The 23,867-nt window shown below is 47.7% G+C and carries 24 protein-coding genes; 14 read left to right on the forward strand and 10 right to left on the reverse strand.

Translation table 11 applies throughout. The features are described 5' to 3' along the window. Nucleotides 1-5 precede the first annotated feature (5 nt). Complete coding sequence (locus N7386_RS13510; protein WP_279769010.1) at nucleotides 6-812, reverse strand: hypothetical protein; 807 nt, start codon at nucleotides 810-812, stop codon at nucleotides 6-8. A 175-nt stretch (nucleotides 813-987) separates the two neighbouring features. Between N7386_RS13510 and sbcB the strand changes: the two genes are divergently transcribed. Further along, nucleotides 988-2,400, forward strand: a complete 1,413-nt coding sequence (gene sbcB, locus N7386_RS13515) for an exodeoxyribonuclease I (RefSeq protein WP_279769012.1) — start codon at nucleotides 988-990, stop codon at nucleotides 2,398-2,400. Between the two features lie 213 nt (nucleotides 2,401-2,613). Continuing rightward, nucleotides 2,614-3,504, forward strand: a complete 891-nt coding sequence (gene cdd / locus N7386_RS13520; RefSeq protein WP_279769014.1) for a cytidine deaminase — start codon at nucleotides 2,614-2,616, stop codon at nucleotides 3,502-3,504. 85 nt (nucleotides 3,505-3,589) lie between these two features. Here the strand turns inward: cdd and N7386_RS13525 are convergent, their stop codons facing one another. The 3 genes from N7386_RS13525 to N7386_RS13535 all read right to left on the reverse strand — a co-directional run bounded on the left by N7386_RS13525 (nucleotide 3,590) and on the right by N7386_RS13535 (nucleotide 4,911). After that, nucleotides 3,590-3,805 (reverse strand): DUF1289 domain-containing protein, encoded by a 216-nt coding sequence (locus N7386_RS13525; protein ID WP_279769016.1) that lies wholly within the window; start codon nucleotides 3,803-3,805, stop codon nucleotides 3,590-3,592. Next, nucleotides 3,786-4,133: a VOC family protein gene (locus N7386_RS13530; protein WP_011717476.1), complete on the reverse strand. Its 348-nt coding sequence runs from the start codon at nucleotides 4,131-4,133 to the stop codon at nucleotides 3,786-3,788. Before N7386_RS13530 ends, N7386_RS13525 begins: the two co-directional genes overlap by 20 nt. 73 nt (nucleotides 4,134-4,206) lie before the next feature. Beyond that, a complete protein-coding gene (locus tag N7386_RS13535) occupies nucleotides 4,207-4,911 on the reverse strand; it encodes a DUF445 domain-containing protein (RefSeq protein WP_279769018.1) in 705 nt (234 codons plus the stop codon). Nucleotides 4,912-5,261: 350 nt separating this feature from the next. Here N7386_RS13535 and N7386_RS13540 point away from each other — a divergent pair, with 350 nt between their 5' ends. The 3 genes from N7386_RS13540 to N7386_RS13550 all read left to right on the forward strand — a co-directional run bounded on the left by N7386_RS13540 (nucleotide 5,262) and on the right by N7386_RS13550 (nucleotide 9,673). Then, entirely contained in the window at nucleotides 5,262-5,642 is a 381-nt protein-coding gene (locus N7386_RS13540) for a VOC family protein (RefSeq protein ID WP_011717478.1), read from the forward strand. 230 nt (nucleotides 5,643-5,872) lie between these two features. Beyond that, nucleotides 5,873-9,085: a DUF748 domain-containing protein gene (locus N7386_RS13545; RefSeq protein WP_279769020.1), complete on the forward strand. Its 3,213-nt coding sequence runs from the start codon at nucleotides 5,873-5,875 to the stop codon at nucleotides 9,083-9,085. A 231-nt stretch (nucleotides 9,086-9,316) separates the two neighbouring features. Continuing rightward, entirely contained in the window at nucleotides 9,317-9,673 is a 357-nt protein-coding gene (locus N7386_RS13550) for a glutathione S-transferase N-terminal domain-containing protein (RefSeq protein WP_011717480.1), read from the forward strand. 87 nt (nucleotides 9,674-9,760) lie between these two features. Here N7386_RS13550 and N7386_RS13555 read toward each other — a convergent pair whose 3' ends face one another. Beyond that, nucleotides 9,761-10,450 (reverse strand): energy-coupling factor ABC transporter permease, encoded by a 690-nt coding sequence (locus N7386_RS13555; protein ID WP_220053360.1) that lies wholly within the window; start codon nucleotides 10,448-10,450, stop codon nucleotides 9,761-9,763. Between the two features lie 165 nt (nucleotides 10,451-10,615). Between N7386_RS13555 and N7386_RS13560 the strand changes: the two genes are divergently transcribed. Beyond that, the gene (locus N7386_RS13560; RefSeq protein WP_249555759.1) at nucleotides 10,616-11,080 is read left to right on the forward strand and encodes a hypothetical protein; all 465 of its coding nucleotides are present in this window, start codon (nucleotides 10,616-10,618) and stop codon (nucleotides 11,078-11,080) included. A 128-nt stretch (nucleotides 11,081-11,208) separates the two neighbouring features. On the opposite strand, the gene N7386_RS13565 is transcribed toward N7386_RS13560, so the two are convergent. The 4 genes from N7386_RS13565 to N7386_RS13580 are packed head-to-tail and all read right to left on the reverse strand — an operon-like array spanning nucleotide 11,209 to nucleotide 16,542. Further along, nucleotides 11,209-11,388 (reverse strand): Trm112 family protein, encoded by a 180-nt coding sequence (locus N7386_RS13565; protein WP_011623174.1) that lies wholly within the window; start codon nucleotides 11,386-11,388, stop codon nucleotides 11,209-11,211. Further along, nucleotides 11,378-12,385 carry a tetraacyldisaccharide 4'-kinase gene (lpxK, locus tag N7386_RS13570; RefSeq protein WP_279769030.1) on the reverse strand — a complete coding sequence of 336 codons (1,008 nt, stop codon included), beginning with the start codon at nucleotides 12,383-12,385 and terminating at the stop codon, nucleotides 11,378-11,380. The genes N7386_RS13565 and lpxK overlap by 11 nt, the downstream gene beginning before the upstream one ends. Next, nucleotides 12,386-14,188 carry a lipid A export permease/ATP-binding protein MsbA gene (gene msbA / locus N7386_RS13575; protein WP_279769032.1) on the reverse strand — a complete coding sequence of 601 codons (1,803 nt, stop codon included), beginning with the start codon at nucleotides 14,186-14,188 and terminating at the stop codon, nucleotides 12,386-12,388. It abuts the gene before it with no gap. Between the two features lie 32 nt (nucleotides 14,189-14,220). After that, entirely contained in the window at nucleotides 14,221-16,542 is a 2,322-nt protein-coding gene (locus N7386_RS13580; RefSeq protein ID WP_279769034.1) for a DNA internalization-related competence protein ComEC/Rec2, read from the reverse strand. Nucleotides 16,543-16,574: 32 nt separating this feature from the next. Between N7386_RS13580 and N7386_RS13585 the strand changes: the two genes are divergently transcribed. The 6 genes from N7386_RS13585 (at nucleotide 16,575) to N7386_RS13610 (ending at nucleotide 20,751) form a co-directional block, all read left to right on the forward strand. Further along, nucleotides 16,575-17,084, forward strand: a complete 510-nt coding sequence (locus N7386_RS13585) for a DUF2062 domain-containing protein (RefSeq protein ID WP_089067530.1) — start codon at nucleotides 16,575-16,577, stop codon at nucleotides 17,082-17,084. A gap of 412 nt (nucleotides 17,085-17,496) precedes the next feature. Further along, entirely contained in the window at nucleotides 17,497-18,669 is a 1,173-nt protein-coding gene (locus tag N7386_RS13590) for an NnrS family protein (protein ID WP_279769037.1), read from the forward strand. 148 nt (nucleotides 18,670-18,817) lie between these two features. Next, entirely contained in the window at nucleotides 18,818-19,222 is a 405-nt protein-coding gene (locus tag N7386_RS13595) for a phosphate-starvation-inducible PsiE family protein (protein ID WP_011623180.1), read from the forward strand. Between the two features lie 152 nt (nucleotides 19,223-19,374). Beyond that, on the forward strand, nucleotides 19,375-19,677 hold the full coding sequence (locus N7386_RS13600) for a PilZ domain-containing protein (protein ID WP_279769039.1): 303 nt from the start codon (nucleotides 19,375-19,377) through the stop codon (nucleotides 19,675-19,677). Nucleotides 19,678-19,754: 77 nt separating this feature from the next. Next, on the forward strand, nucleotides 19,755-20,423 hold the full coding sequence (locus N7386_RS13605) for an AAA family ATPase (protein ID WP_086902600.1): 669 nt from the start codon (nucleotides 19,755-19,757) through the stop codon (nucleotides 20,421-20,423). Beyond that, nucleotides 20,410-20,751, forward strand: coding sequence for a replication protein RepA (locus N7386_RS13610; protein ID WP_089067527.1), 342 nt, complete (start codon nucleotides 20,410-20,412; stop codon nucleotides 20,749-20,751). Before N7386_RS13605 ends, N7386_RS13610 begins: the two co-directional genes overlap by 14 nt. Nucleotides 20,752-21,021: 270 nt before the next feature. On the opposite strand, the gene N7386_RS13615 is transcribed toward N7386_RS13610, so the two are convergent. Beyond that, on the reverse strand, nucleotides 21,022-21,273 hold the full coding sequence (locus N7386_RS13615) for a YecH family metal-binding protein (RefSeq protein ID WP_126511555.1): 252 nt from the start codon (nucleotides 21,271-21,273) through the stop codon (nucleotides 21,022-21,024). Nucleotides 21,274-21,401: 128 nt separating this feature from the next. Here N7386_RS13615 and N7386_RS13620 point away from each other — a divergent pair, with 128 nt between their 5' ends. Continuing rightward, a complete protein-coding gene (locus N7386_RS13620; protein WP_279769045.1) occupies nucleotides 21,402-23,084 on the forward strand; it encodes a sensor histidine kinase in 1,683 nt (560 codons plus the stop codon). Then, nucleotides 23,081-23,791, forward strand: coding sequence for a two-component system response regulator BtsR (btsR, locus tag N7386_RS13625; RefSeq protein WP_279769047.1), 711 nt, complete (start codon nucleotides 23,081-23,083; stop codon nucleotides 23,789-23,791). The genes N7386_RS13620 and btsR overlap by 4 nt, the downstream gene beginning before the upstream one ends. Nucleotides 23,792-23,867: the final 76 nt, after the last annotated feature.

Genomic DNA, 23,867 nt, shown 5'->3' on the forward strand with positions numbered 1-23,867 from the left:
CTGGCTTATGCCTCATCTTCCATGAGTCGCTCCACCATTTGCAGTAATTCTGGGGAGGCGAGCAGCTCAAAACATTCGAGCTTCCTTAAGGCTTTATCGATATTCAAACCGTCATTGGCTGCACGGCTGAAGTTAGGTCGCTCAAACATGTGAGTATAAGTGCGAAATAACCATTGGCGTTTTTGTTGCAGTAAGGGATCAAGTCGCACAGCCTCTTCGGCTAACCCCATATGACAATGCCCCAAGTCTCCCCGTAAAAATGCTTGTAGCTCGAGCCGCACTTGTTCTATTTCAGTCAAACATACGGCCAAGGATTCAGCGGTAGCATTATAGTCATATTCCCGCGCTAATATCGCTTTCGCCATCATCAACACTTTGGGCTCATGCAAACCTCGGCCATCGGACTCGAGTGCAACGAGCTCAAACTTTGATGCTGCTTGCAGTGACACATTTATCCCGGCCTGCGCATCGACCTTAACGGCAATGCCCGCGCGCAGTTCCTGCGCGCAAAATTTGGGTGCAGTACCTAGACGATGGTAAAGCCGAACTCCTTGCCCCAAAAATCTTGACGTCGATGCTGCAAACCTTGTCGCCTCCACTATCTCGGCATTGAGTTTGAGTCCCAAAATAGGTTGAAAGCGGACGGCAATCTGCGGCTGCGGTGTTTCAGACACTACAATTAACTCAAGCAATGGTGCCCCCATCGCCTCAAGCACAATAAAATCGCTGATATTGCTGGGCAAGGTTAAGGTCAGCGTCGAGCTCTGCCCAACATCGAGTACCATAGGTTCATTAAGATATTGATGATGCATAAGACTTATTCCCTGTTCTAAAGGGAATTGTAACTGCCAACCGAGGTAAAGATCACCTCTTAAGCGCTTATCTTTTCAATATAATTTCTCAATCTCGGTTTTTGCTAATGAATATTGCGGTGAGTTTAAGTGTTAAGATGCTATCATTCGACAAAACCGTCATTCGATTGAAATTATGTATACAGCATCTCAGCCAAGTATTTTTTGGCACGATTATGAAACCTTCGGAGCCAATCCCGCCAAGGATAGACCGGCCCAGTTTGCCGGGATCCGCACAGACTTAGATCTCAATATCATCAGTGAACCCGAGACTTTTTACTGTAAACAATCAACGGATTATCTCCCCTCGCCCGAAGCCATTTTAATCACAGGGATCACACCACAATTAGCCAATTTAAAGGGGTTGCCTGAAACCGAGTTTATGGGCCGTATTCATGCACTCTTTAGCCAACCGAATACCTGTGTCGCAGGCTATAACTCCTTACGTTTTGACGATGAAGTCACCCGCTACGGTTTCTACCGTAACTTTATCGATCCTTATGCCCGCGAATGGCAAAATGGCAATACACGCTGGGATATAATCGATTTAGTCAGAGCTTGCTATGCGTTTAGACCAGAAGGGATCCATTGGCCATTAAAAGAAGATGGCTCGCCCAGCTTTAAGTTAGAGCACCTGACGCAAGCCAATGGTTTAAGCCATGAAAAAGCCCACGATGCCATGTCTGATGTGTACGCCACCATAGCTATGGCCAAACTGATTAAAGAAAAACAACCCAAGTTATATCAATACTATTTCGAGCTACGCCGTAAACAGGCCGTGAGTGCCCAAATCGATGTGTTGAATATGCAGCCGCTTGCCCATGTGAGTTCCAAAATCAGTGCGCTGCAGGGGTGTACGACGCTGATTGCCCCCGTAGCCCACCATCCAAGCAACAAAAACGCCATTATTTGCGTTAACTTAGCCATGGATTTAAGCCCGCTGTTTGAGCTGGATGTCGAGCAAATAAAGACTCGCATGTATACACCGAGAGCCGAGCTTGCCGCAGATGAGTTACCTATCCCGGTCAAACAAGTTCATCTTAACAAATGCCCTTTTATTACCTCGGCCAAAATTTTGGATGATGCCCAGGCTGAAAGGCTCAATATCGATAAAGCCTTTGCCAGAGAACAATACAAACGCTTAAAGGCTCACCCAGAATTGCGTGAAAAACTGGCACAACTCTTTGAGCATGAAGGCGAAGTCACAACCACAGATCCTGACTTAATGCTGTATTCGGGTGGTTTTTTCAGCCCCGCCGATAAAGCCAAGATGGAGATCATTCGCCATACCTTGCCACAAAATTTAGCGGCGCTGGATCTGCAGTTTGATGATGGACGCATACCCGAGATGCTGTTCCGCTATCGAGCACGTAACTATCCTGAGCTGCTGAATGATCAAGAAGCTCAGCGTTGGCGTACTTTCTGCCAACAACGTTTGAGCGATCAGGATTATTTACTCAAACTTGAAAATCTGCTGCAAGACACCGAGGGTGATGAACACAAACAGAAGTTACTCGCGGCCCTGTGTCACTATCTACGCGGGCTCTAAAGTTACGCGGACTCTACAACACCGATAGCCCAATCGCTAAGCAGAGAGTTCTATCAGATAAGACAGTTATTTAACGCCAGACATTGATAACTTCTTTCAGTTGTCACTTAACTGGCGTTAAATTGAGGTATAAACGCGAACTAACTCGCATTTATACCGTAACAAAATTACTAGAATGTTCTTCCATGAACTTAACAAACAAGGAGTCGGGAAATGCAAGATAGATTTATCAAAAGCATAACCCAGCTGCCAACACCATTGGCTGACGCATTAATTCCCCTATTACATCAAAACTTTGCGGGACATATTGATGCACAGCAACTGGCAGAGTTAGTCCAAAGCAGCAAAATGACCGAAGCCGAAGTATTACTGGCGCTACTGCCTATTGCCGCCGCCTTGGCGAAACCGCCTATTAGTGAGTTTTATGTCGGCGCGATTGCCAAAGGAAAAAGTGGTGACATCTATATGGGCGCCAACCTTGAACTGCCCGGCGAGGCCCTGTTTCACTCTGTGCATGCGGAGCAAAGCGCCATCAGTCACGCTTGGTTAAGTGGCGAAAGCCAAATTGTCGATATGATAGTCAATGCCAGCCCCTGCGGTCATTGCCGTCAGTTTATGAACGAACTGGTCGATGGTGGCCAAATCAAGATCCATTTGCCATCGCAAGACAGCCATTTACTGTCCTATTACCTGCCCTACGCGTTTGGGCCAAAGGACTTAAATGTGCAGTCGCCCTTGCTGGTCAAGCAGGAAACCGAATTTGCCCTCGATAGCAGCGATCCTATGGTGATTGAGGCGTTAGATCATGCGGGTTTAAGCTACGCGCCTTATACCCAAAGTTACGCGGCAGTCGTATTAGAAACAGCGGATGGCGCAACCTATTGTGGTCGCTACGCTGAAAACGCGGCGTTTAACCCTTCCATGCTGCCAATGCAGATGGCCTTATCGAATCTGACTCGACATAACCGTGATTTTGGCGAGATCCGCCGCGCGGTGCTGGTTGAGTCATCACAGGGGAAAATCAGTTTAGTGGGCGCAACCATGGATGCGTTACATGCCGTTGCGGCCATCGAACTTGAGCATATTGTGGTCGACCCCGTTTAACGAGAGTCCAGCGGCGCTTTAGCTTTTCACAATTGTATTTGCTAGGCGCCGTTTTTCTCATCTCTTACCTCTAGCGGTGCCTAAGTCACTTAGCTAAGTGATTAGCGCTTCGTTTTGCCTCGAATGCAAGCTTACGCTCAGCCATTCTTAAGTAACAATCCTCGCGCTGCGTCTGTGTCATGGTGCGCCAGGCTAAGATCTCATCCAAATGCCTAAAGCAGCCCATACAGATATCTTGCTGATCGAGGCAGCAATTTCGCACACAGGGATGTTCGAGGTGATTACTCTGACCAGACCGCATATTCGTTGCCAGCTGGCTCAATAAAATGGAAACGCCGTCCACCGGGAAAGCTGAAAATATCTGTACTGATAGCGCCGCCCGCCGCCTTCACCGCCGCTTGTGTCTGTTCTAAATCCTTGCTGTACAACACGATGAGCGGACAACCTTTTTCGAGGTTAAAACTTACCTCTGCTTGATAAAAACCTCCCGTGATCCCCGCATCAATAAAACAGCTATATTGCGGGCCGTAATCCTCAAAGCGCCAACCAAATACCGTATTAAAAAAGGCCTTCGAGCGACCAATATCTGTGGTGGGGATTTCTAAATAATTAATGCTGTGATGATCCATAATCTTCCCTGCTCATGATTAATCAAACAAAAAGGGAGCCAATGCTCCCTTTAGTATGCTGGCTATTGCCAGATTAACCTTGTACTAAGGCGGCGACAAGTCCGATAGCGCCACCAAATACCCCGCCCCACACTACGAGCCAACCTAAATGTGTCTGGATCATCTCCTGCACGATTTGTTTAACCATTTGCGGCGTTAATTCATTTAGGCGTTGTTCAACGATATTAGCGATCTTCGTTTGTAGATCGGCCATTACATTCGGCTGTTCAATCTCTTGTTTCAATAGGTTGCGGAACTGTTCACTCTCGGACATTTCCACCAAAGAGGCTTTCATCTTCTCGATAAAGGGTTCCTTTAACGGCATTAACGCCTCAGTGCCGCCAAACATGGATAACATGCCCCCGAAGGAAGATTGAGCCACAGTGTTAACTAAAGCATCGAAGGATGGCGCTAAGTCCACTTTATCAATCACAGGCGCTAAATCGATTTGGCTAATTCCATCTTTTTCCGACAGAAAACGGTCGATATTCTCAGTGGTGAAGAACTGCTTCATCATAAGATGCGCAATCCCCGCTTTGAATTCTTCAAAACGCGATGGCACGACGCCCGAACCGTATAAACCTGGGACCTTCTCAAACAACATATACACCGCAAGCCAGTTAGTAATGGCGCCAGATAAAGCAAATAAACCAACATTAAACAGAATGGGTTGGCTCAATGCGTATCCCAATGCAACGCAAATGGCCGCTAGCACATTTGTCACTAAACTCTTATTCAATCTTACTCCCCTCTTAAGCTATCGATGCGATTGCAAATGGCGCTAGTTTAGCAAGTGAAGGGGATGCAGGTCTAATGCTGAAAAAGGATGAAAACGTAGCCAAATACCGATAAAACAACGTACAAACCCAGCTAACTCAAGCGCTAGCCGGGCTAGCCTTACATCGCTAACGGCGAGTGGCGTCAATCAGGTTATTTCATTAATTAACATTAACTTAGTTTAATGATTTTAAGGAAAAATAATTGCACATTTCTCAACGCGCTTAGGAATTATTGAAAAGCATCGTCTACACTCAAGGGGACAAAAACTCCACAACCTTGCTCAATCACGTAAACATAAGGGATGTGCTTATGGACTCTGCATTTAATACCGCTGGTGCTTTAGGTTGGCATGAACTCACGACCCACGATACCGAAGAAGCCATGCGCTTTTATGGCGAAGTGTTTGGTTGGCAGTTTAGAACGGTCAAAATGCCCCATGGTCAGTATCATCTCATTGAAAATCAAGGCGTAGGTATTGGCGGTATTACCGATAATCTGATCCCAGCATTACCTTCGCATTGGACGGGGTACGTCACAGTGGCCGACGTCGATTTGGTCGCTATTAATGCGAAAAAACTCGGCGGCGATATTCTCTTCGGCCCAGAGGATATTCCTAAAGTGGGTCGTTTTTGTTGGATAAAAGATCCACAGGGCGCCATTATCGCCGCAATTAGTTACCTCTCAGCCTAAGCCGTTTCGACTGCATCTAATTGCGTTTGATTGGCAGAAACGTTACTGCTGTGAACAGAGGGTTATTGTTTAATATTGCTTGACGTTCAAACTCGTTACCATAAGGTAATGCTCAGATTTAATTGGAAAAACTAAAAACAACTCATGTAAACCTGAGCATTATTCGCTAGAATAGTCGCATTTATTGATAGATTTCGCGCCTGCGTGCGTATTGGAGCCTTAATCTCACTATGTTGACTCAGCTATCACGGTTAAAACTGGCGTTCTTTAGCCGTCCTCGATACCAACGAATTCTCGCCTATTTAACGATAATCTACTTAAGTTACCTGATTATCCTTGGACTGGTGCTCCCCAAGGCCGTAGTGTCTTTCGCCCCAGAGAAGCTTGCAGAAGTATTGGGCCGTCCTGTGACGCTGCAGGATATGCGGGTCAATCCTTTTACCTTCCAAGTCAATATCGAACAGTTCGAAGTTAAAGAGAAAGATAATCAAGCCTTTGCAGGATTATCTCAGCTGCAATTTGAAGTCAACTTTTGGCAGTCAGTGTTTAATCAAGCCGTGGTGATTGACCATATCCAGCTGCAAGGCCCCTTCGCCAATATCCGTCGGTTTCAAACCCAAGGGAAAACCCAGTTTAACTTCGACGATATCATTACCACCCTCAATCAGGCGAAAACGCCGAGTGAGCCTGAAACTGCTACAGAAAGTACCCACCCACCGCGAGTGATATTAGGTGAATTCAGCTTAACGGCGGGCAAGGTCAAATTTGATGATAAAATCACCCAAGCCTTGGTTGATTACCCCAATATCAACTTCAAACTCAGTCAGTTAGATACTGAGTATTTGATGACGGCCAATCCTGCAAGCCCTGCAAATGGCCAAGCGACGACATCTCAGGATAAGCCAGCTACGGACACAACTCAGGCCAACTCTGCATCGAACCCTCCGAGTATTCTGCACAACCAATTTGTCGCCCAGTTGCAGGATGCCCATGCGGGCGAAGTCAGCCTTGCCGGACAATTCCAGCTTTTCCCCTTTAAGCTTGTCGGGGATGCACAGCTCGCCAAACTGCAACTCGCTCCACTCTGGCAATTTGTAGCCGACCAATTCAAGGTAAAACTGGCGGCGGGTGAACTCAGTATCAGCAGTCATTACCAAGTTGAGTTGCCAGCCGATGGAAACGTACAACTCACAGCCGACCGCGGCCAAGTGATTGTAGAGAAAGTTGATTTACTCAATGGCGACCAGTCCGTTATCGCCTTACCCTTGCTGGCGATTGATGGAATTAACCTCAACCTCGCCAAGCAACGTGTCGACATTAAGCAAATCCACAGTGAAGGTTTAAGCCTTAAAGCCAAGTTGGACGAACAAGGCATCGATTTAGCGCAGTTGTTAATGCCAAAATCTATGGCTGCCAGCACAGATACCGCAGCGCCGAACACATCAGCTGAAGCACAAACACCAGAAACAGCAGCTGAAACGAACGCGTCAGCCACATCGGCTTCACAAGCGGCCTCGGATACGAGCGCGACTGAACAGCAAGATGCCTGGTTAGTGACACTGGGCGGCCTGAGTATTGAAAACTACGATATTCAACTTGCGGAACATAAACTCACCCAAACCGCGCAGCAATGGCGTGTTTATCCCCTTAATTTTGCAACACAAACCATAGTGAGCGATTTAAAGGCGCCAATCGAATACGAACTTTCCTTTGCTCTAAATGATAAAGGACGCTTTATCTCCAAGGGGCAAGTCGATGTGCCTAGCGAGTCAATTAACGCCGACCTTAAAGTCGAGCAGCTCGCCTTAGCCCAATTCCAACCTTACCTCGCTCCCTATGTGAATATGCAGCTCAGCAGCGGCCTGTTCAGCAGTGATGGCAAGCTAAATGCCGACGGCAAAGGCAAAGCGATTTATCAAGGCAGTGTTGAGCTGGATGATTTGAGTATCCTCGACAACATTCGTAAAGCCCCTTTGGTTAAATGGCAAAAAATGCATATTAATCAGCTCGATTTTGACCAGCAGCTGAATAAAATTAATATCGACCATTTAAGCTTTAATCAGCCCTACGCTAAGGTGGTTATCGCAAAGGATCGCACGACCAATATCAGTAATCTAATTGTGGAAACGCCTGCGACCGACGCGTCTGAGACGACTGCGACAACGACAAAGACAGTGGCTAAGCCGCAGAGCAGCCCCAACGCAACGGCTAAGCAGCCCGAATTAAGCTTAGATATTCAGAAAATCAGCTTTAACCAAGGCTCGGCATTTTTCGCCGATAACTCCCTCACGCCTAACTTTGCCTCAGGCATTGAGCAGCTTGAAGGCAATATCAGTCACTTATCCTCTAAACCCGGCACGACAGCATCGGTCGATATTAAAGGGAAAATCGATCGTTATGCGCCAGTGACCCTAAAAGGGGATATTAACCCACTGCTGGATAAGCCTTATCTTGACTTAGACCTTGTGTTTAAGAGTGTCGAGCTGACCTCTGTGAATCCTTATTCAGGCACCTATGCGGGGTATTACATCGATAAGGGGCAATTGTCCTTAGCGCTCAACTACAAACTGGAGCAAAACCAACTCAAGGGCAGCAACCACTTAGTGATTGATCAGCTTAAGCTCGGTAAGCGCAGCAACAGTGACTTAGCCACCAGTTTGCCCGTAACATTAGCGATTGCCCTGTTACAGGACCGCCACGGCGTGATTGACCTTGGGATGGAGGTCTCCGGCGACTTAGACTCACCCAGCTTTAGTGTCGGCGGTATTATCATGACGGCCATCACCAATGTGATCACCAAGGCCGTAACAGCGCCCTTCTCTTTCCTTGCGGGCCTTGTAGGCTCCGATGAAACCTTGGATAAAATCCCCTTCAATCCAGGGCAATTTGTACTCAGCCCACATGAGCTAGAAAGCTTAGATAAGCTCGCTAAAGGCTTAGACGATCGCCCAATGCTCAAGCTGAGCCTTGAAGGCAGCGTCGATGCCATCAAGGATAGCCAAGCAATCGCCGAGCGCATGATGAAACGCAAGCTTGCCACGCTAGCCAATCTGCCACTGGCGGAATTACCCGCGGATCTCAGCCCGAGCCAATTCCCAACCGAAGGCTCACTGGCCGATGCGCTAGTCAAACTGTACGAGCAGGAAGTCAAAACCAATCCGGATGATGTGAAAGACACTATTGTTGCTGAGACCAAAGATGCGCCACTGAGCAAAGAGGAACTCACCACCCGTTGGCATATTGCGCTGTATAACCTCACGGTAAAAGCGCAAACAGTCAGCCCTGGCATGCTAGGTGATTTAGCCCAAGAGCGGGCTAAGTCGGTTAAAGCCTACCTTGTCGACACTAAAGGAATCGCGCCAGAGCGGATTTTCCTACTCGAGAGCCGAGTGACCCTGAGCCAAGATGCGGCGCAGGTGAATATGAGTATCGACGCAAACTAAATACTCACCAACACCAAAACATGGATAATAAAACGCCCAGTCCTCACTGGGCGTTTTTATAGCTAAAGTCGACTAACAGCCTCACTCTCAATTACTTGGCCTCACGCCCCCCTTAGGTTACACTCTGCGGCTTTATGCGAGCGGAATCACATTTCGCCAAGTCTTTTCGACAGCGGAATACCCATTTGCCACCATACTGCGGCGCGCTAACACACTTTATTCGAGGTAATTATGTTTATTATTCGCTGGATTTTAGGCCGGATCATTTTGTTACTGAACTTTGTGTTCACCCCAAAGAAGCGCAAACGCCCACAGGCAGAACAACAACAAATTGACGCCCAGACCCAAGCGCTGGCCTTATATCAATACAATGCCTGCCCTTTCTGCGTGAAAGTGCGCCGCGCCATGCGTCGTCAAGGACTGAATATTCAAACGGTTGATGCAAAACAATCTCCGCACAAAGATGAGCTCATTGCTCAGGGCGGTAAACAACAGGTTCCTTGTTTACGCATCGAAGAAAATGGCCAAGTACAATGGCTGTATGAGTCGAAAGAAATTATTAACTACTTAGATCAACGCTTTGCCTAAATGAAATGCGCGCCCTATGGCGCGCTTTTTATTTACGCCTAGCTTTAGCACCACGTTTATTTGCGCCTTTTTTATTTACGCCTTTAATTACTTACGCCAAAGATATTCGCGATCCGAATAGTCAAACAACCATTGGGGTTGGTACACCACCAAAAGCGTCACCGCCATGCCATTGAGTAGCGCTTCGGGGAACGCTAATAGCGGGATTAACATCAGATAATTATCAATCAACACGCCCCAGTCATAATCCATTGACCACCACAGCCAGAATGCCCAACTGAATTGATGAAAAACCGTCGACAACCCTGCGTTAATAAAGGCGCCGACAAAAATAAACACAAAAATATGCTTAGGAAACAAATGATAACTACGGCTGTAGAGGATAAAGGCACAGAACAGCGGAATAGCGATAGCAAACAAGCTAAAGGCACCAAATTCGGCGGGCTGTTTTAACACAAACACACTGAAAAATGCGCTCGGTAGCAGCAAGGCAACCGTGGCTAAACGCCAACCAAACATCAGTAGGCAAGTGACTATGCCTAAGAAGTGTAAATGCAATCCCACTTGAATACTGGCATTGAGCAACCACAGGGTATTTACCGCAATCAGGGTCAATAACAGCCGCCATTGTAAGCCTTTGTCCTTCAGTACTTGCTGTAGCTCCTCCTTAGGCCAAATGGCATAAATCCACAGCGCCAGTAGCAATAGACTTAGGCACTGCAATGGGCTGATATCCCATTCGATTTGTGCCAAACGATTCGCCCAAAAGTCCAACATGACAAAGGCTCCCTCAGTACAGCGCCATTCGGCGTGATAAAGCGGTAAAGATAATCACGGTATACGAGAGTCAGTATATCGTGAATAAAACCCATAATTGCATGATATTTCGCGGCATATTAAGGTATTCTTCGATAAGTGAATCACCTAAGAGTAATCCTTCATATGCCATTAAGATCGATAAGTCTGACACTGCTGAGCTGCTTTACCCTACTCGCCTGTAGCAGCGCCCCGATAGATCCCACTGAGTTTGCGGGTAAGTTTAAAGATAAGCTCACCACAGATCTGCGAGCCGATGGCCTAAAACTCTTTACCTATCAAGCCGGTTTAGCCGAAGACAAATCGAAAAAGGATAATGCCGAGCGCCCCTTCCCCCACGAAGAACGCATGCGCCAAGTCGCCCAAGATCCTAGAGAACAGCGCCGCAGTCGTAAAGAGCAGGCCGACTCACTCGAGATTTGGGGTAAACAGGTGGAGCTGGGCTTAGAAAAAACCTTAGAAATGACAGGCTATTGCCGCGAGGGTTATTTCGAATTGAGTCGAAATATTGAATCGGGACGCGGCGAAATTCGTGGAGAATGTAAAGAAGGCGCCACCGAGGAAGACAAACAAAAATTTGCGCGCTTTTAGCAAGTTTGAGTGCTTATCTTTACCAGTAAAAAGAAAAAATAAGGGCGAAGTTATCGCCCTTATTTCAACGCTTTACTTAGCTAACTCACTGAACGCTAAATCAAAGCCTCAATTCATTCAGTCTGCAATTAAACCGCTTCGTTTAAGGGAACTGCACGGTTTTCGAGTAACACAGGGATCCCATCCGTGATTGGATAGGCTAATTTGTCTGCCTTACAAATCAATTGCTGCGTTGTTTTATCGTATTCCAATTTTCCCTTGCACACAGGGCAAGCGACTATGTCTAACAGTTTTTTATCAAACGCCATGGGATTTTCCTTGTTTAGCTGCAGCCACAGAGCGCACACGGCTCAGCAGCTGTTGATCAAATTGTGGCGATAGCTTGGCATCCACAGCCAAATACCACCAGTTTTCTTGTGCAAAATCGCGACATTTAACCGCATCTTTTTCTGTCATCATCAGCGGGCGAGATGCCGCAAGCTCGCATAACACGTGTTTATCGTAGGCTTGGTGGTCATCAAAACCATGGGATAACGCGAGTTGAATACCTTGCTGCGTTAACGTCTCAAAAAAGCGCGCCGGATGACCAATGCCCGCCATCGCCACTACAGGTAGCGTCGGGTCAAACAGGGCCTTTGCCTTAGGGTTGACTGGTAACACCGCACTTGGACTCAGCTGCATCTCATATTGATTGGCCTGCGCGGGTCCACCATTGACCACCACAAAATCCACTTGATTTAGGCGCCAAGCCCCTTCCCGTAGCGGCCCTGCGGGCAGCAAATGACGATTCCCTAAACCGCGCTTTCCATCAATCACCACCAGCTCAATGTCACGGCCGAGGGCGTAATGCTGCAAGCCATCGTCACAGATAATCACATCTACCGCAAACTCTGCCAGCAACGCCTTAGCGGTATCGACACGTTTGGCTCCCACCACCATAGGCACGCTGGTGCGCGCGACTATCATGGCGGGCTCATCGCCTACTGCCGCCGCGCTATCTGCCGCGGTAACAACTTTGACCCCTTGGATATCCGCACCATAACCACGGCTGATGACGCCAGGGTTAAACCCCTGTTGGCGCAGCAGTTCAATCAAATAGATGACTGTGGGGGTTTTACCGCTGCCGCCAACGGTAATGTTACCGACGACGATAACGGGCACGGGTAATGCGGTTTGAGATTTGAGTCCCAAGCGAAACAGGCTGCGACGAATCGCAGTAATCAAGGCAAATAGCACAGAAAACGGCAACAAGAGCCACCGCAATGGGTGGCCCTCGTACCAGATTTTATTCACCAGCGCCTGCATTTAGCTACCGAACTGCATTTGGTATAACTTGGCATACATACCGCCAAGTTCCAGAAGGGATTTATGGGTACCGCGCTCGACGATACGACCTTGATCGACCACTAAAATTTGATCGGCACTTTCAATGGTCGACAAACGGTGGGCAATCACAACCGAGGTGCGGTTTTGACGTAGATTATCCAGCCCCTGCTGAATCGCCTTCTCAGATTCAGTATCGAGTGCCGAGGTGGCTTCATCGAGGATCAGCACAGGCGCATCGCGCAGCATAGCGCGGGCAATCGCGATACGTTGTCTCTGGCCGCCCGATAATAACACGCCGTTTTCACCCACTTGGGTGTCTAAACCTTCGGGCAATTGCTCGATAAACTCCATCGCGTGAGCTAAGGTCGCCGCTTGGATAATCTGCTCGCGGGTCGCTTCGCCGGGATAGGCATAGGCGATATTGTTGGCAATAGTATCGTTAAACAGCGTCACTTGCTGCGACACAAGTGCCACTTGATTACGTAACGATTTCAATGAGTAATCATAGATGCTGACATCATCGAGCAAAATATCGCCAGACTCCAAGCCAGTGTAGAAACGCGTCACCAGACTGGCGATAGTGGATTTACCCGAACCAGAACGACCGACTAAGGCCAAGGTTTGCCCTTGAGTCACCTCGAAGTCGATATTATCTAAGGCGCGGCGCTCCTGCCCATCGTAGCTGAAGGACACATTATCGAAACGTAAGTTGCCCTTAGCACGCTTGACGGTATAAGTACCCGTATCCGACTCTGGCAAAGTATCTAACAGTTCAAAGACCGTGGTACAGGCCGCAATACCGCGCTGAAATTCGGCGTTCACACGCGTGAGGTTTTTGATGGGTTGCAGCATGGCCATCATAGCGCCGAGAATGGTCGCGAAGGTACCTGCGGTCAAATCGGCTTTCATGCTATCGAGGCTCGCCGCATAGAGCACAAAGGCCAAGGCAAAGGAACCAATTACCATGATCAGCGGCTGGCTAATGGCCTGCGCGACCGCGAGTTTCATATTTTGATGACGGTTTCTGTCATTCACTCTGGCGAAACGCGCCGTTTCGGTTTCTTGTCCGCCGAAGGCCAAGACGTTTTTATGACCTTTGATCATCTGTTCGGTGGCAGCACTGACATCGCCCATCGCCGTTTGGATTTGTTTCGATACCTTACGGAAACGGCGACTGACAATAGTGATCACCAACCCCATAATAGGGCCAATCACTAAAATGCAGAGGGAAAGCTTCCATGAGTTATAAAACATCAGCGCAAGCATACCGATAACCGTCACCCCATCGCGCACAATGGAGATCAAGGCGCTGCCTGATGCGCGGGCAATTTGCTCGGTATCGAAGGTGACTTTTGAAATCAAGTTCCCGGTGTTTTCTTTATCCATGTAGCTCACGGGCAAGCTCAGATAATGCTCAAACACCTGCTGACGCATATCCATGATCAAACGCGCACTCATGTAAGAAATGCCGTAGGTGGAGACAAAGTTCGCAAAACCACGCAGGGAAAACATCAAAATAACCACTATCGGCGCCATTAATAACACTTGGTTATCGGCATGAAAGCCTTGCGTGGTGGGAAGTGCGATACCGTTACTGATCGCCGGTGCACTGGAAAAGCCTTTATCGATAAAAGGACCGATAAAAGAAATAAAGGCCGCGTCGACAAGCCCATATACAATCAGGCCGACAACTGAAAGCAAAAACATGCCCTTCATCGGTTTGAGGTAGCCCAGTAGTCGTTTGAAAACTGTCCACATTTCGTCTTTAGGAGATGCTGTCATTGAAAACACTAAATTATGGCAAAGTGGCCATTCTACTCTGGATTAATCAAGTCACCAAATCTAAACAAGCGGTTATACCAAAATGGCGCCAAATCACGCCGATAGGTCTTCACCTCAAGCCGTCCAGCATCAAAAGAAACACTGATCTGCCCTTCTCGCCCCGTTGTAAAATAATCAATATCCCGCGCCTGATAACGCGCAACCACATCGGGCTTGGGGAAGCCATAACGATTATTAAGACCTGCCGGAAATAACACTAACTCAGGAGCGACAGCATCTATAAAGGCAGGGGTTGATGAGGTGCGGCTGCCATGGTGCGGTGCAATGAGCACTTGGCTTTTAAGCTCGGCGCCTGCAAGTGCTTGTTCAATCAACACCGCTTCGGTTTCCTTTTCAATATCACCACTGAGTAACAAACTATGCACGCCATCATCGATACGCAGCACGCAGGAGGCGTTGTTCCCCCCCTTGGCCGTCTGGGGCGAAATAAAGTTTAACGTTAATTGCTGCCACTGAATTTGCTGCGGCAAACAAGGCATACCCTCTAAATGAGCCACATCGGTTATCCAGTTTGCCCTTGGATAGGCTTTGGCCAACACCTCGGCACCACCAGCATGATCGTTATCGCCATGACTCACAACAATGTAATCCACCTGAGTTAAGCCTTTGCTGTTAAGAAACGGGATAATCACCCGTTCGCTATAGCTAAAATCCTCACCAAAGGCGGCGCCCGTATCATAGATAAGTGCCCGGTTATCCTGCTCAATCACCACGGCTAAACCCTGCCCGACATCGAGAAGATGCAGCGTCCACTGAGGTGAAGATGACTCGGTCATCCGTGGGAAAATTACTAATATGAACGGAATAAACAGCAAGACTATGGGTAAATGCCAGAGTCCATATCGACGATGATGCGGAAGGTAACGCCACAGTATTAAGGCCAGCAGTACGCACAGACTGGCCCCGAGCAAGGTCTCAGAAACCGAATGCCAATGGGCGGGTAAATCACCGCTGACTTCGAGCAACCAGCCATAGGGTAACAGTGTTAAATCAGCCAGATGGAACAAGCCAAACCATGCTTGACCAAAAAGTGTGCCCAACCACCAGAGGATAAACGCCAGCATAGACAAGGGGATAACGATTAAACTAAACCACGGCACCACCAGCATATTCATCCACAGACTGTGTACACTAAGGCCGCCGAAAAACACCGCCTGCACCAGCCCTAACACCAGACTTAAACGCCATTGAATTGACCAAAACTGCGCAAGTCTCCCTCTCGCTTTTGCTCTAAAGCTCGCGTTACCTTCAACGGGCTGAATACGCGGCACGCTTTCCAAGGTATACAAAATAATCGCCAAGGCGCAAAACGATAGCCAAAAACCGGCACTCAAACAGGCAAGCGGATCGAGCAAAAGCACAATAAAAAGTGCAAACAGTAAACGATCCCACGCACTCGAGTAGCGTCTTAATAAACTCAGCAGCATGATCAATAGGATCATCACTAACGCGCGTTGGGTCGAAACGGCAAATCCCGCTAAATAGCTATAAAATAAGGCACAGCCTCCAGCGAGCAATAGTGCAATCACTAGATTGCGCCGACTGGGATGCGCCGCGAAGCGGCTCAATAGAAACAGCGTGCACACATACACCCAAGCGGTGACCACAGATAAATGCAGCCCAGATATCGCCACTAAATGCCCGGTTCCCGTTTGCCTTAATGCCTGCCACTTACTGGCGGGTATGAGTTGCTTATCGCCCAAAATCAGCGCCAGCAAAATATCTCCCTGCGTGAATGTCGACAACTTAGGGGATAATTGGCTAATCAGGTGATTCCTTAATGAAAAATGAGTCGTGAGCAGTTGAGCATGAATGACTCGTCCCTTGCCAACAATATGCTGACTAATCAATTGCTTTTGTTCGTTGTAACCGCCTTGATTTAACACGCTTGAGATACTTTTAGGCATCAGCGTAAATGACCAAACTTGCCCCACTTGCACCGCTTCGGGAGATTGCCAAGTGAGTCGCAACTTAGCCCTTGGCCAAAAGATTAAATTTGGTTTATCGACAATAATATCGAAGCTAACCCAGTCGCTGTTTTGACTAACTAGTGATATGATTTCGGCCCTCACTTGAATTGGCTGTTGCGATAAAGGAAGATCCTGCCGAGATAAGACTAAGCAAAACCCCGTAAGCCAACACATTGCGAAAAGCATGCCAGACAAACTAGGCGCTTTTTTGAATAAGATGAGCGCCCCAAGGCAAAGGTAGGGTAAACAATTGATTGGCAGCAGCGAGGGCCACAACATCGCTGATAATAAGGTGGCACTAAAGCCAAAAATGAATCCATTCATAGTGAATTAAGTTAAGACAGCAATTTCAGCCTATGCCAAAAAAATTAATCAAAAAATATATGCCTAAGCCTGAAACCCTGCGTGAGCACAAACACCTACGCATTTTCGGTCGCTTATTACATAACCCCAATCTGTGGGCGCTTAATCGCCGCTCTGCCCCGGGGGCCTTTGCCATAGGTTTGTTTGTCGCTTGGATCCCAATGCCCTTTCAAATGGTCGTCGCCGCCGCTTTCGCCATCCTGTTTAATGTCAATATTCCTGTCTCTGTCGCATTAGTGTGGATCACCAATCCGCTCACCATGCCGGTCATGTTTTATGGCGCTTATTTATTGGGCGCAAAAATTCTGGGCCATGCGCCGCAGGAGTTTGCCTTTGAAGCCAGCTGGCAATGGATTGAATCCTCACTAGCCACCATTGGTCCCGCATTTTTGCTCGGTTGCTTAGTGTTAGGGGTAATATTTTCCGCCGTGGGATACCTGACGATCAGTAATCTGTGGAAATATTCCATCATGTTTAAATGGCAAAAGCGTAAAACAAAATAATTTGTCGAATCTTGGCCGCACCATCCCATACTCACCCGGCTTGTATCTAAGCGCATCCAATAGCATCTAAGCACTTTGACTAGCGCTTAGATGCCTTGTTATTGATTGGATTAGATACCATTAGCTTAATCTCTAGTATCGAGTTTCTCTGGTTCACCAGTCTCTAGCTATTGAATAAGTTAACCCCTCCGTGCATTCCCCACCCAGACCATGTCACACTTGCAACTTACTAAACTCGAATCTTAAAGCAGCCTGTTATCTCGTCTCGCATCTAAGAGCCAATCCGTTGCAGCTAACAGCAAAATAAACAGCTTTCACCGCAGTAAAATGACTGTTACTCAAAAGGAGATATATACATTCATTTTATTTGCAGCTTAAAATATTCCCATGTTCACCTTCACCACTGCTCTGTATGCTGAATATTGATGAACCCGCACACTTACAACCTAAAGTGGCTTTGTTCCGCTTAGGTTTTAGACCCTTTTTCCTGTTTGCAAGCCTGTTTAGTCTCTTAAGTTTAGGCATATGGGGCGGTTTGCTCTCAGGCAAGTCGTTACTGCCAAGTACACTCAATCCACTCTGGTGGCATGGCCATGAGATGATTTTCGGCTTTGTCTGCGCAGTGGTTGCAGGCTTTTTACTGACGGCAGTTCAAAACTGGACGGGGCGTCCCGGCGTTAAAGGCTTGCCTTTAGCAGGGCTATTTTTAGTCTGGCTACTGCCTCGGTTGCTGTTCATATTGCCCTTCAACATTCCGTTTGTTGTCATTATGGCCATCGATCTGCTGTTTTTACCCTTAACTGCGGTCTTGTTAGCCATTTCGGTGATAGAGGTTCGCCAGTGGCGCAACTTTGTGTTTATTCCCATTCTGAGTTTACTCACCCTCTTCAACGGCGTGAGTTATTACGGCTTAATGACGAATCAATTGAATTGGATGAATAACGGACTCTATGGCGCTGTGATATTAGTCGCCGTGATAGTGGCGCTGCTCGGTGGACGGGTGATCCCATTTTTCACTGAGCGCGCAACCCAATGGCAAAAGCAAGCCCCGATCCTAGCCATTGAGTTTGTCAGTTTTGCGAGCCTCTTTGCCCTCGTGCTAAGCCTATTTTTCACTGAAACCCTATTAACTCGCCTTCTGGCGGGCGTCGCAGGCGTAGTCCTGTTATTTCGCTGGTCACGTTGGGGATGGCGCGCGAGTTGGCCCGTTCCACTATTATGGTCGCTGCATTTAAGTTACTTATGCATCCCCATCGGCTTAGGGCTGATTGCAGCCGGATTACCACTTTCCGTTGGCATGCATGCAATTACTGTTGGGGGATTAGGCGGAATGATCCTCGCCATGATGTCACGGGTCTCACTCGGACATACTGGCCGCACGCTAACACCACCGCGCCCCATGGCACTGGCTTTTGCCTTGATCCTCTGCGCCACAGTGCTGCGCGTCCTCGCGGGCTTGTTAAGTGCCTGGTTTATCGAACTCATGCTCGCCGCCATTGCACTGTGGATCATAGCCTTTGGTTGTTTCTGCTACTGCTATGGGCCAATGCTTTGTCGCGTAAGGGCCGATGGACGCCCAGGCTAACGCGGCGTCTAAAATCGTGGCGCTTGATTCTGTGGCTCAACGAGCATTTGTTATCTTGTGAATTGAGTCACAGAGAATCACGCCTCTTTTCCCTACCTAAGGTATTTTTACTGTTACTATTTATAAAAATATTCAGTAGGGAGTACCTATGCCATTTTATCGTCAATACGGTGCTAAGGGCTTAAAAGCCGTTGAGCATCTAGTATTAATCATCATTGCGATTGCGACCGTTGTCGCCATCGGCCAAGAAATTGTCCATGTCTTTAATGTCGGCGCCGTAGCGCTTGCCGATCTGCTGTTATTGTTTATTTACCTAGAAGTGCTCGCCATGGTGGCCAACTACGCCGAATCGGGCAAATTACCCGTGCGTATGCCGCTGTACATTGCGATTGTCGCCCTAGCGCGGTATTTAATCTTAGATATGAAGAGCATGGATGACTGGCGAATTGCTGCCATTTCACTCTCTACGTTGATCTTAGCGGCTACGGTTATCGTTATCCGTTGGGGCCAATTAAAAATGCCTTACCCTAAAAATCAAGAATACGATAATTAACTCTCCCCACGCGCCATTGCCAACCAAACGCAATGGCGCGTTGTTCCTGCCAGTAAAATCCCCGTCAAAGACCTCGCTTTCACATTGGTATTCTGCCAAAAAGCAATTATGCTAGTTTTACTGAGATCAATTATTTACGGGGCAATTGAGTTATGGGTGACCATCCAACAGGATTTGAAGAAAAACGTGGGTCGCTTCGCGTCGATATGGAAGCCGAGCGTGTAGTTTTACATTGGACTGACAATCACGGTATAGAGCATACCGACCAAGGTGTGTGCATCGATTTAGCCCGCCGAGGCATTCTGTTTGATTACAAAAAACCCTTCACATTGGGTGATTTAGTTAGCGTGACCTTTAATCCAGACACAGATCATGAGAATAGTGTTAAAGGCCAAGTCTGCCGCTGCTCTAAACGTCATGATCAAAGTTATCATGTCGCCATGCAATTGCTTTAATTTCAATCCAGCTACGCAGGGTCGATTGAGCTGTTCTACACTGAATTAGTTGAACTATTCGTACAGGGGACATAGCTATGATATTGCTGGTGGGTGGTGAAAAAGGTGGCAGTGGCAAGAGTTGCCTCGCGCAAAATCTGGCGGTTTACATAAAACAGAAATTTGACGCCAATGTGCTGATGGTCGACTGTGACCCACAACGTACCACATCCGATTGGATCCAAGCCCGAAACAACGACCCTAGCCTCCCTGCCATTAACTGTATTCAACTCTACGGTAAAATTCGTAACGATTTGCTCAGTCTCAATGAGCGTTTCGACTATGTGATTGTCGACTGTGGTGGCCAAGATAACCTTGCTATGCGTGCCGCGATGTCGGTAGCCACTTACGTGGTGATCCCCCTAAGACCTAAGCGTCGCGATCTAAAAACCTTGCCCCATATGGAAGACATGCTCAGCACCTGTAAGATGGTTAACCCCAAAATGGTGGCCACCATAGTTCTCACCCAATGTCCCGCACTGCCCACACAGGTCAAACGGATCCTTGAGGCGAAAGAAGTGGTCCAATCCTTTGGCCTACGCGTGCTCAACTCGGTCACGTTCTGCCGCAATATTTACGATGACAGTGAGGAAAAAGGATCGTCCGTGATGGAAATTGAGCCCGATGGAAAAGCGGCCGACGAAATCCGCGCAATTGTGGATGAGCTGTTCACCTTACCTCCAGAAAATAGTTATGAGCTTAACTGATCTTAAACGTAAGAAACCCAAACAAGTCATCAAGTCGGTTTCTGTTGATGATTTTATTGAAGATGCCAATAACTATGCTCTTGGTAAGGCGAGTATTCTTAGCATCCCCACTCCCGAGCCAAAGGGATTAGATAAAAAGTCCGCCAAGATCTACCGTCACGCGACTTTTACCCTAACCGAAACCAGTATTTCCCAGCTCGATGGCCTGGCAAAAGAAACCAAGATCGCCAAATCGCGTCTGCTGCGTATTTTGATTGATGAATTCAGCCGAAAAACCGCCGATGAACAGCTTAAAGTAGTCAATAAAAGTAAGAAAGATGAAGGCTAACCCTACTCTTTTATTCATTGATATTAATCGGTTATCGATAACCGATTAAATTTTCCGCAATAACAACTGCCACGACGCAACCTTCACCTTCTATAAAGTTGCGCTTTCGGGAGATTTCATTGGCCGCAACCAAATGCAGCCAATGTTGCTAAACTGGACTGATGTTTTATCGACTAAGGTCAGTTAGCCGAGGCTCATATGAAGCCTGACTGCAATTAGGCTAGGCTTCGATTAGCAGGGCTTAGATTAACAAGAGTACTTTCAATCATCTTAGTGGTGTGAATGATTACACTGCCGACCTGCGACCAGTGTGAGCCCTTGCGCAGACTCCAGCATTTTCCCCTTGCGGATCAATAAACTGATTAGCTCTTCTGCCTTTAGATTATCGGCGCTGCAGGTATGATAACGCGCATTGTCACCAAAGGTTTGTGCCATTAAGGCGATAAACTCAGGCTTTAAAAGCGGATTTTCTTGCGCTACCATCAGCGCCATAACGTCATGACCGTGAACAGAATCGGACATATTCTCTCCAAAAGATGTAAAAAAGATTAAGCTTTATATCCGAACTGTTGAATTTTAACCCTGATCTTGCGCACATACTGCCGATTTCAATGCCTGTGCCGACTGCAATCACGATAAAGTGAGCCACTATGTCCTTGATCTTGCTCCTGACTCAACAGATGTCACTCTACTTAGTGATAGTGTATTTGGTCAGTAAAACGCCACTCTTTAAACTGTTCGCCGAAACCTCGCCCCGCCTACCGCACAAAATTTTTATTTACCTCATCTTTTCAAGCTTTTGCATCATGGCGACTTATTTTGGCGAGCAAACCTCGGGCGCCATTGCCAATACTCGCGCGATGGGCGCCGTATTAGGTGGCTTACTCGGCGGTCCTGTCACGGGATTTTTAGTCGGTATCACGGGAGGTTTGCACCGCTACAGTATGGGTGGTTTTACCGATTTAGCCTGCGCCATTTCCACTACCCTCGAAGGCCTGTCAGCGGGCATGATCAGTTTTTACCTGCGCCGCGCGGGCAAGAGCGAGCTTATCTACAATCCACTGTTAGTTTGCCTAGTGACCTTTTACGCCGAAATGATGCAGATGAGCATTATTCTACTTATCGCCCGCCCATTTGATGATGCCTGGGAATTAGTTCGACAGATTGCACCGCCGATGCTCTTAGTTAATTCCATCGGTGCGGCGCTGTTTATGAGCATGATCCGTGACCAAAAAACCATGTTCGATAAGCTTTCCTCCAGCTTCTCGACCAAGGCGCTCAAGATCGCCGAGCGTAGCGTGGGCTTACTCTCCAAGGGCTTTAACGAAGAGAGCAGCGGTAAGGTCGCGCAAATTGTGATCCAAGAGACCAACGTCGGTGCTGTGGCCATTACCGACCGCGAAAAACTCTTGGCTTTTATCGGCATAGGCGCCGACCATCATATTCCCGGCACACCGATTTCCTCAAAAATAACCCTTGAGGCCATTAACCAAAATAAGGTGATGTTCGCCGATGGAGTGGAGATGCCCTATTCCTGCTCGATTTCAAGTCAGTGTAAACTCGGTTCGAGCCTGGTGATCCCACTTCGCAGCGACACCGAAGTCATTGGCACCATCAAGTTATATGAGCCCAAAAATAAACTGTTCTTGAACATAAACCGCACCTTAGGCGAAGGGATAGCGCGGCTATTGTCGAACCAGATCCTCTATGGACGCTTTGAACAGCAGCAAAATCTCCTGACCCAAGCCGAGCTCAAATTGCTGCAAGCCCAAGTAAATCCCCATTTTTTATTCAATGCACTCAATACCATCAGTGCGATTATTAAGCGCGATCCCGATATGTCCAAGCAACTGCTACAGCAGTTATCGCAGTTTTTGCGGATTAATTTAAAGCGTACCACTGGTTTAGTAACGCTCGGGGATGAGCTCGATCACATCGCCTCCTATCTTACCATTGAGAAAGCGAGATTTATTGATAAATTACAGGTCAATATCGCTATCCCTGAGTCACTCTATCACTGCAAAGTGCCTGCATTTACCCTGCAGCCGATTATTGAAAATGCCGTCAAACACGGCACCTCCCATATGATTGAACAAGGGCAAATCAAGGTGACAGGCCGGATGGATGAACAGGTATTGGTCTTAGAAGTCACTGATAATGCGGGGCTTTACCAACCGATTATTGGTTCTGAAGGGCTAGGCATGAACTTAGTCCATAAACGGATCCAAAACCTGTTTGGCGAGCAGTACGGCATTCAGGTGGAATGCGAGCCGGATGAGTACACCAAAGTCACCATCCGCTTACCCATAGAACTGACGGAAACCAGCACGTGATCACTTGTTTAATTGTCGACGATGAATTGTTTGCCCGCGAGGAACTGGCCGATCTGCTCGGTCAGGAAGCCGATATTGAAATTATTGGCCAATGCTCCAATGCGATTGAAGCGCTGCAAACCATTGCCAAAGAAAAACCTCAATTGATTTTTCTCGACATCCAAATGCCGCGGATTTCCGGCATGGAGCTCATTGCCATGCTCGACCCCGACACTTTGCCGAAAATCGTGTTCGTGACCGCGTTCGATGAGTTTGCAATCAAAGCCTTTGATAATCATGCCTTTGATTATCTACTCAAACCCATAGATGCCGAGCGCCTGAGCCAAACCTTGAAACGAGTGCGTAAGGATCTGACGCCACAAGCCGTGAATATGATCGCGCCATCCACGCTGGAGCATTTGCCCTGTTACAGCGGCAGTAAGTTAAAAGTCATCCCCATTCAAGATGTTGAATATGTGTTTAGCGATTTAAGCGGTATTCATGTCGCCTGTACCAAAGGCAAGGTCCACACCCAGCTCACCCTGAAGGTGTTAGAGGAAAAAACGCCGCTGGTGCGTTGTCATCGCCAATATCTGATTTCGCCCAAAGCCATTGCCGAGATAGAACTGCTCGATACTGGCGCCGAAGTCACCACCCTACTTGGCGACAAAGTGCCCGTATCCCGCCGCTATCTCAAAAGCCTTAAGCAATTGTTTGGCTTCCAATAGTCCGATAATTAACCGCTTATGCTCATCTCCTAACCGCTCGGGGTGTTTAATACTTATGAATGACATACGTATGCAA

The organism is Shewanella sp. GD04112 (assembly GCF_029835735.1).
Lineage (GTDB): Bacteria > Pseudomonadota > Gammaproteobacteria > Enterobacterales > Shewanellaceae > Shewanella.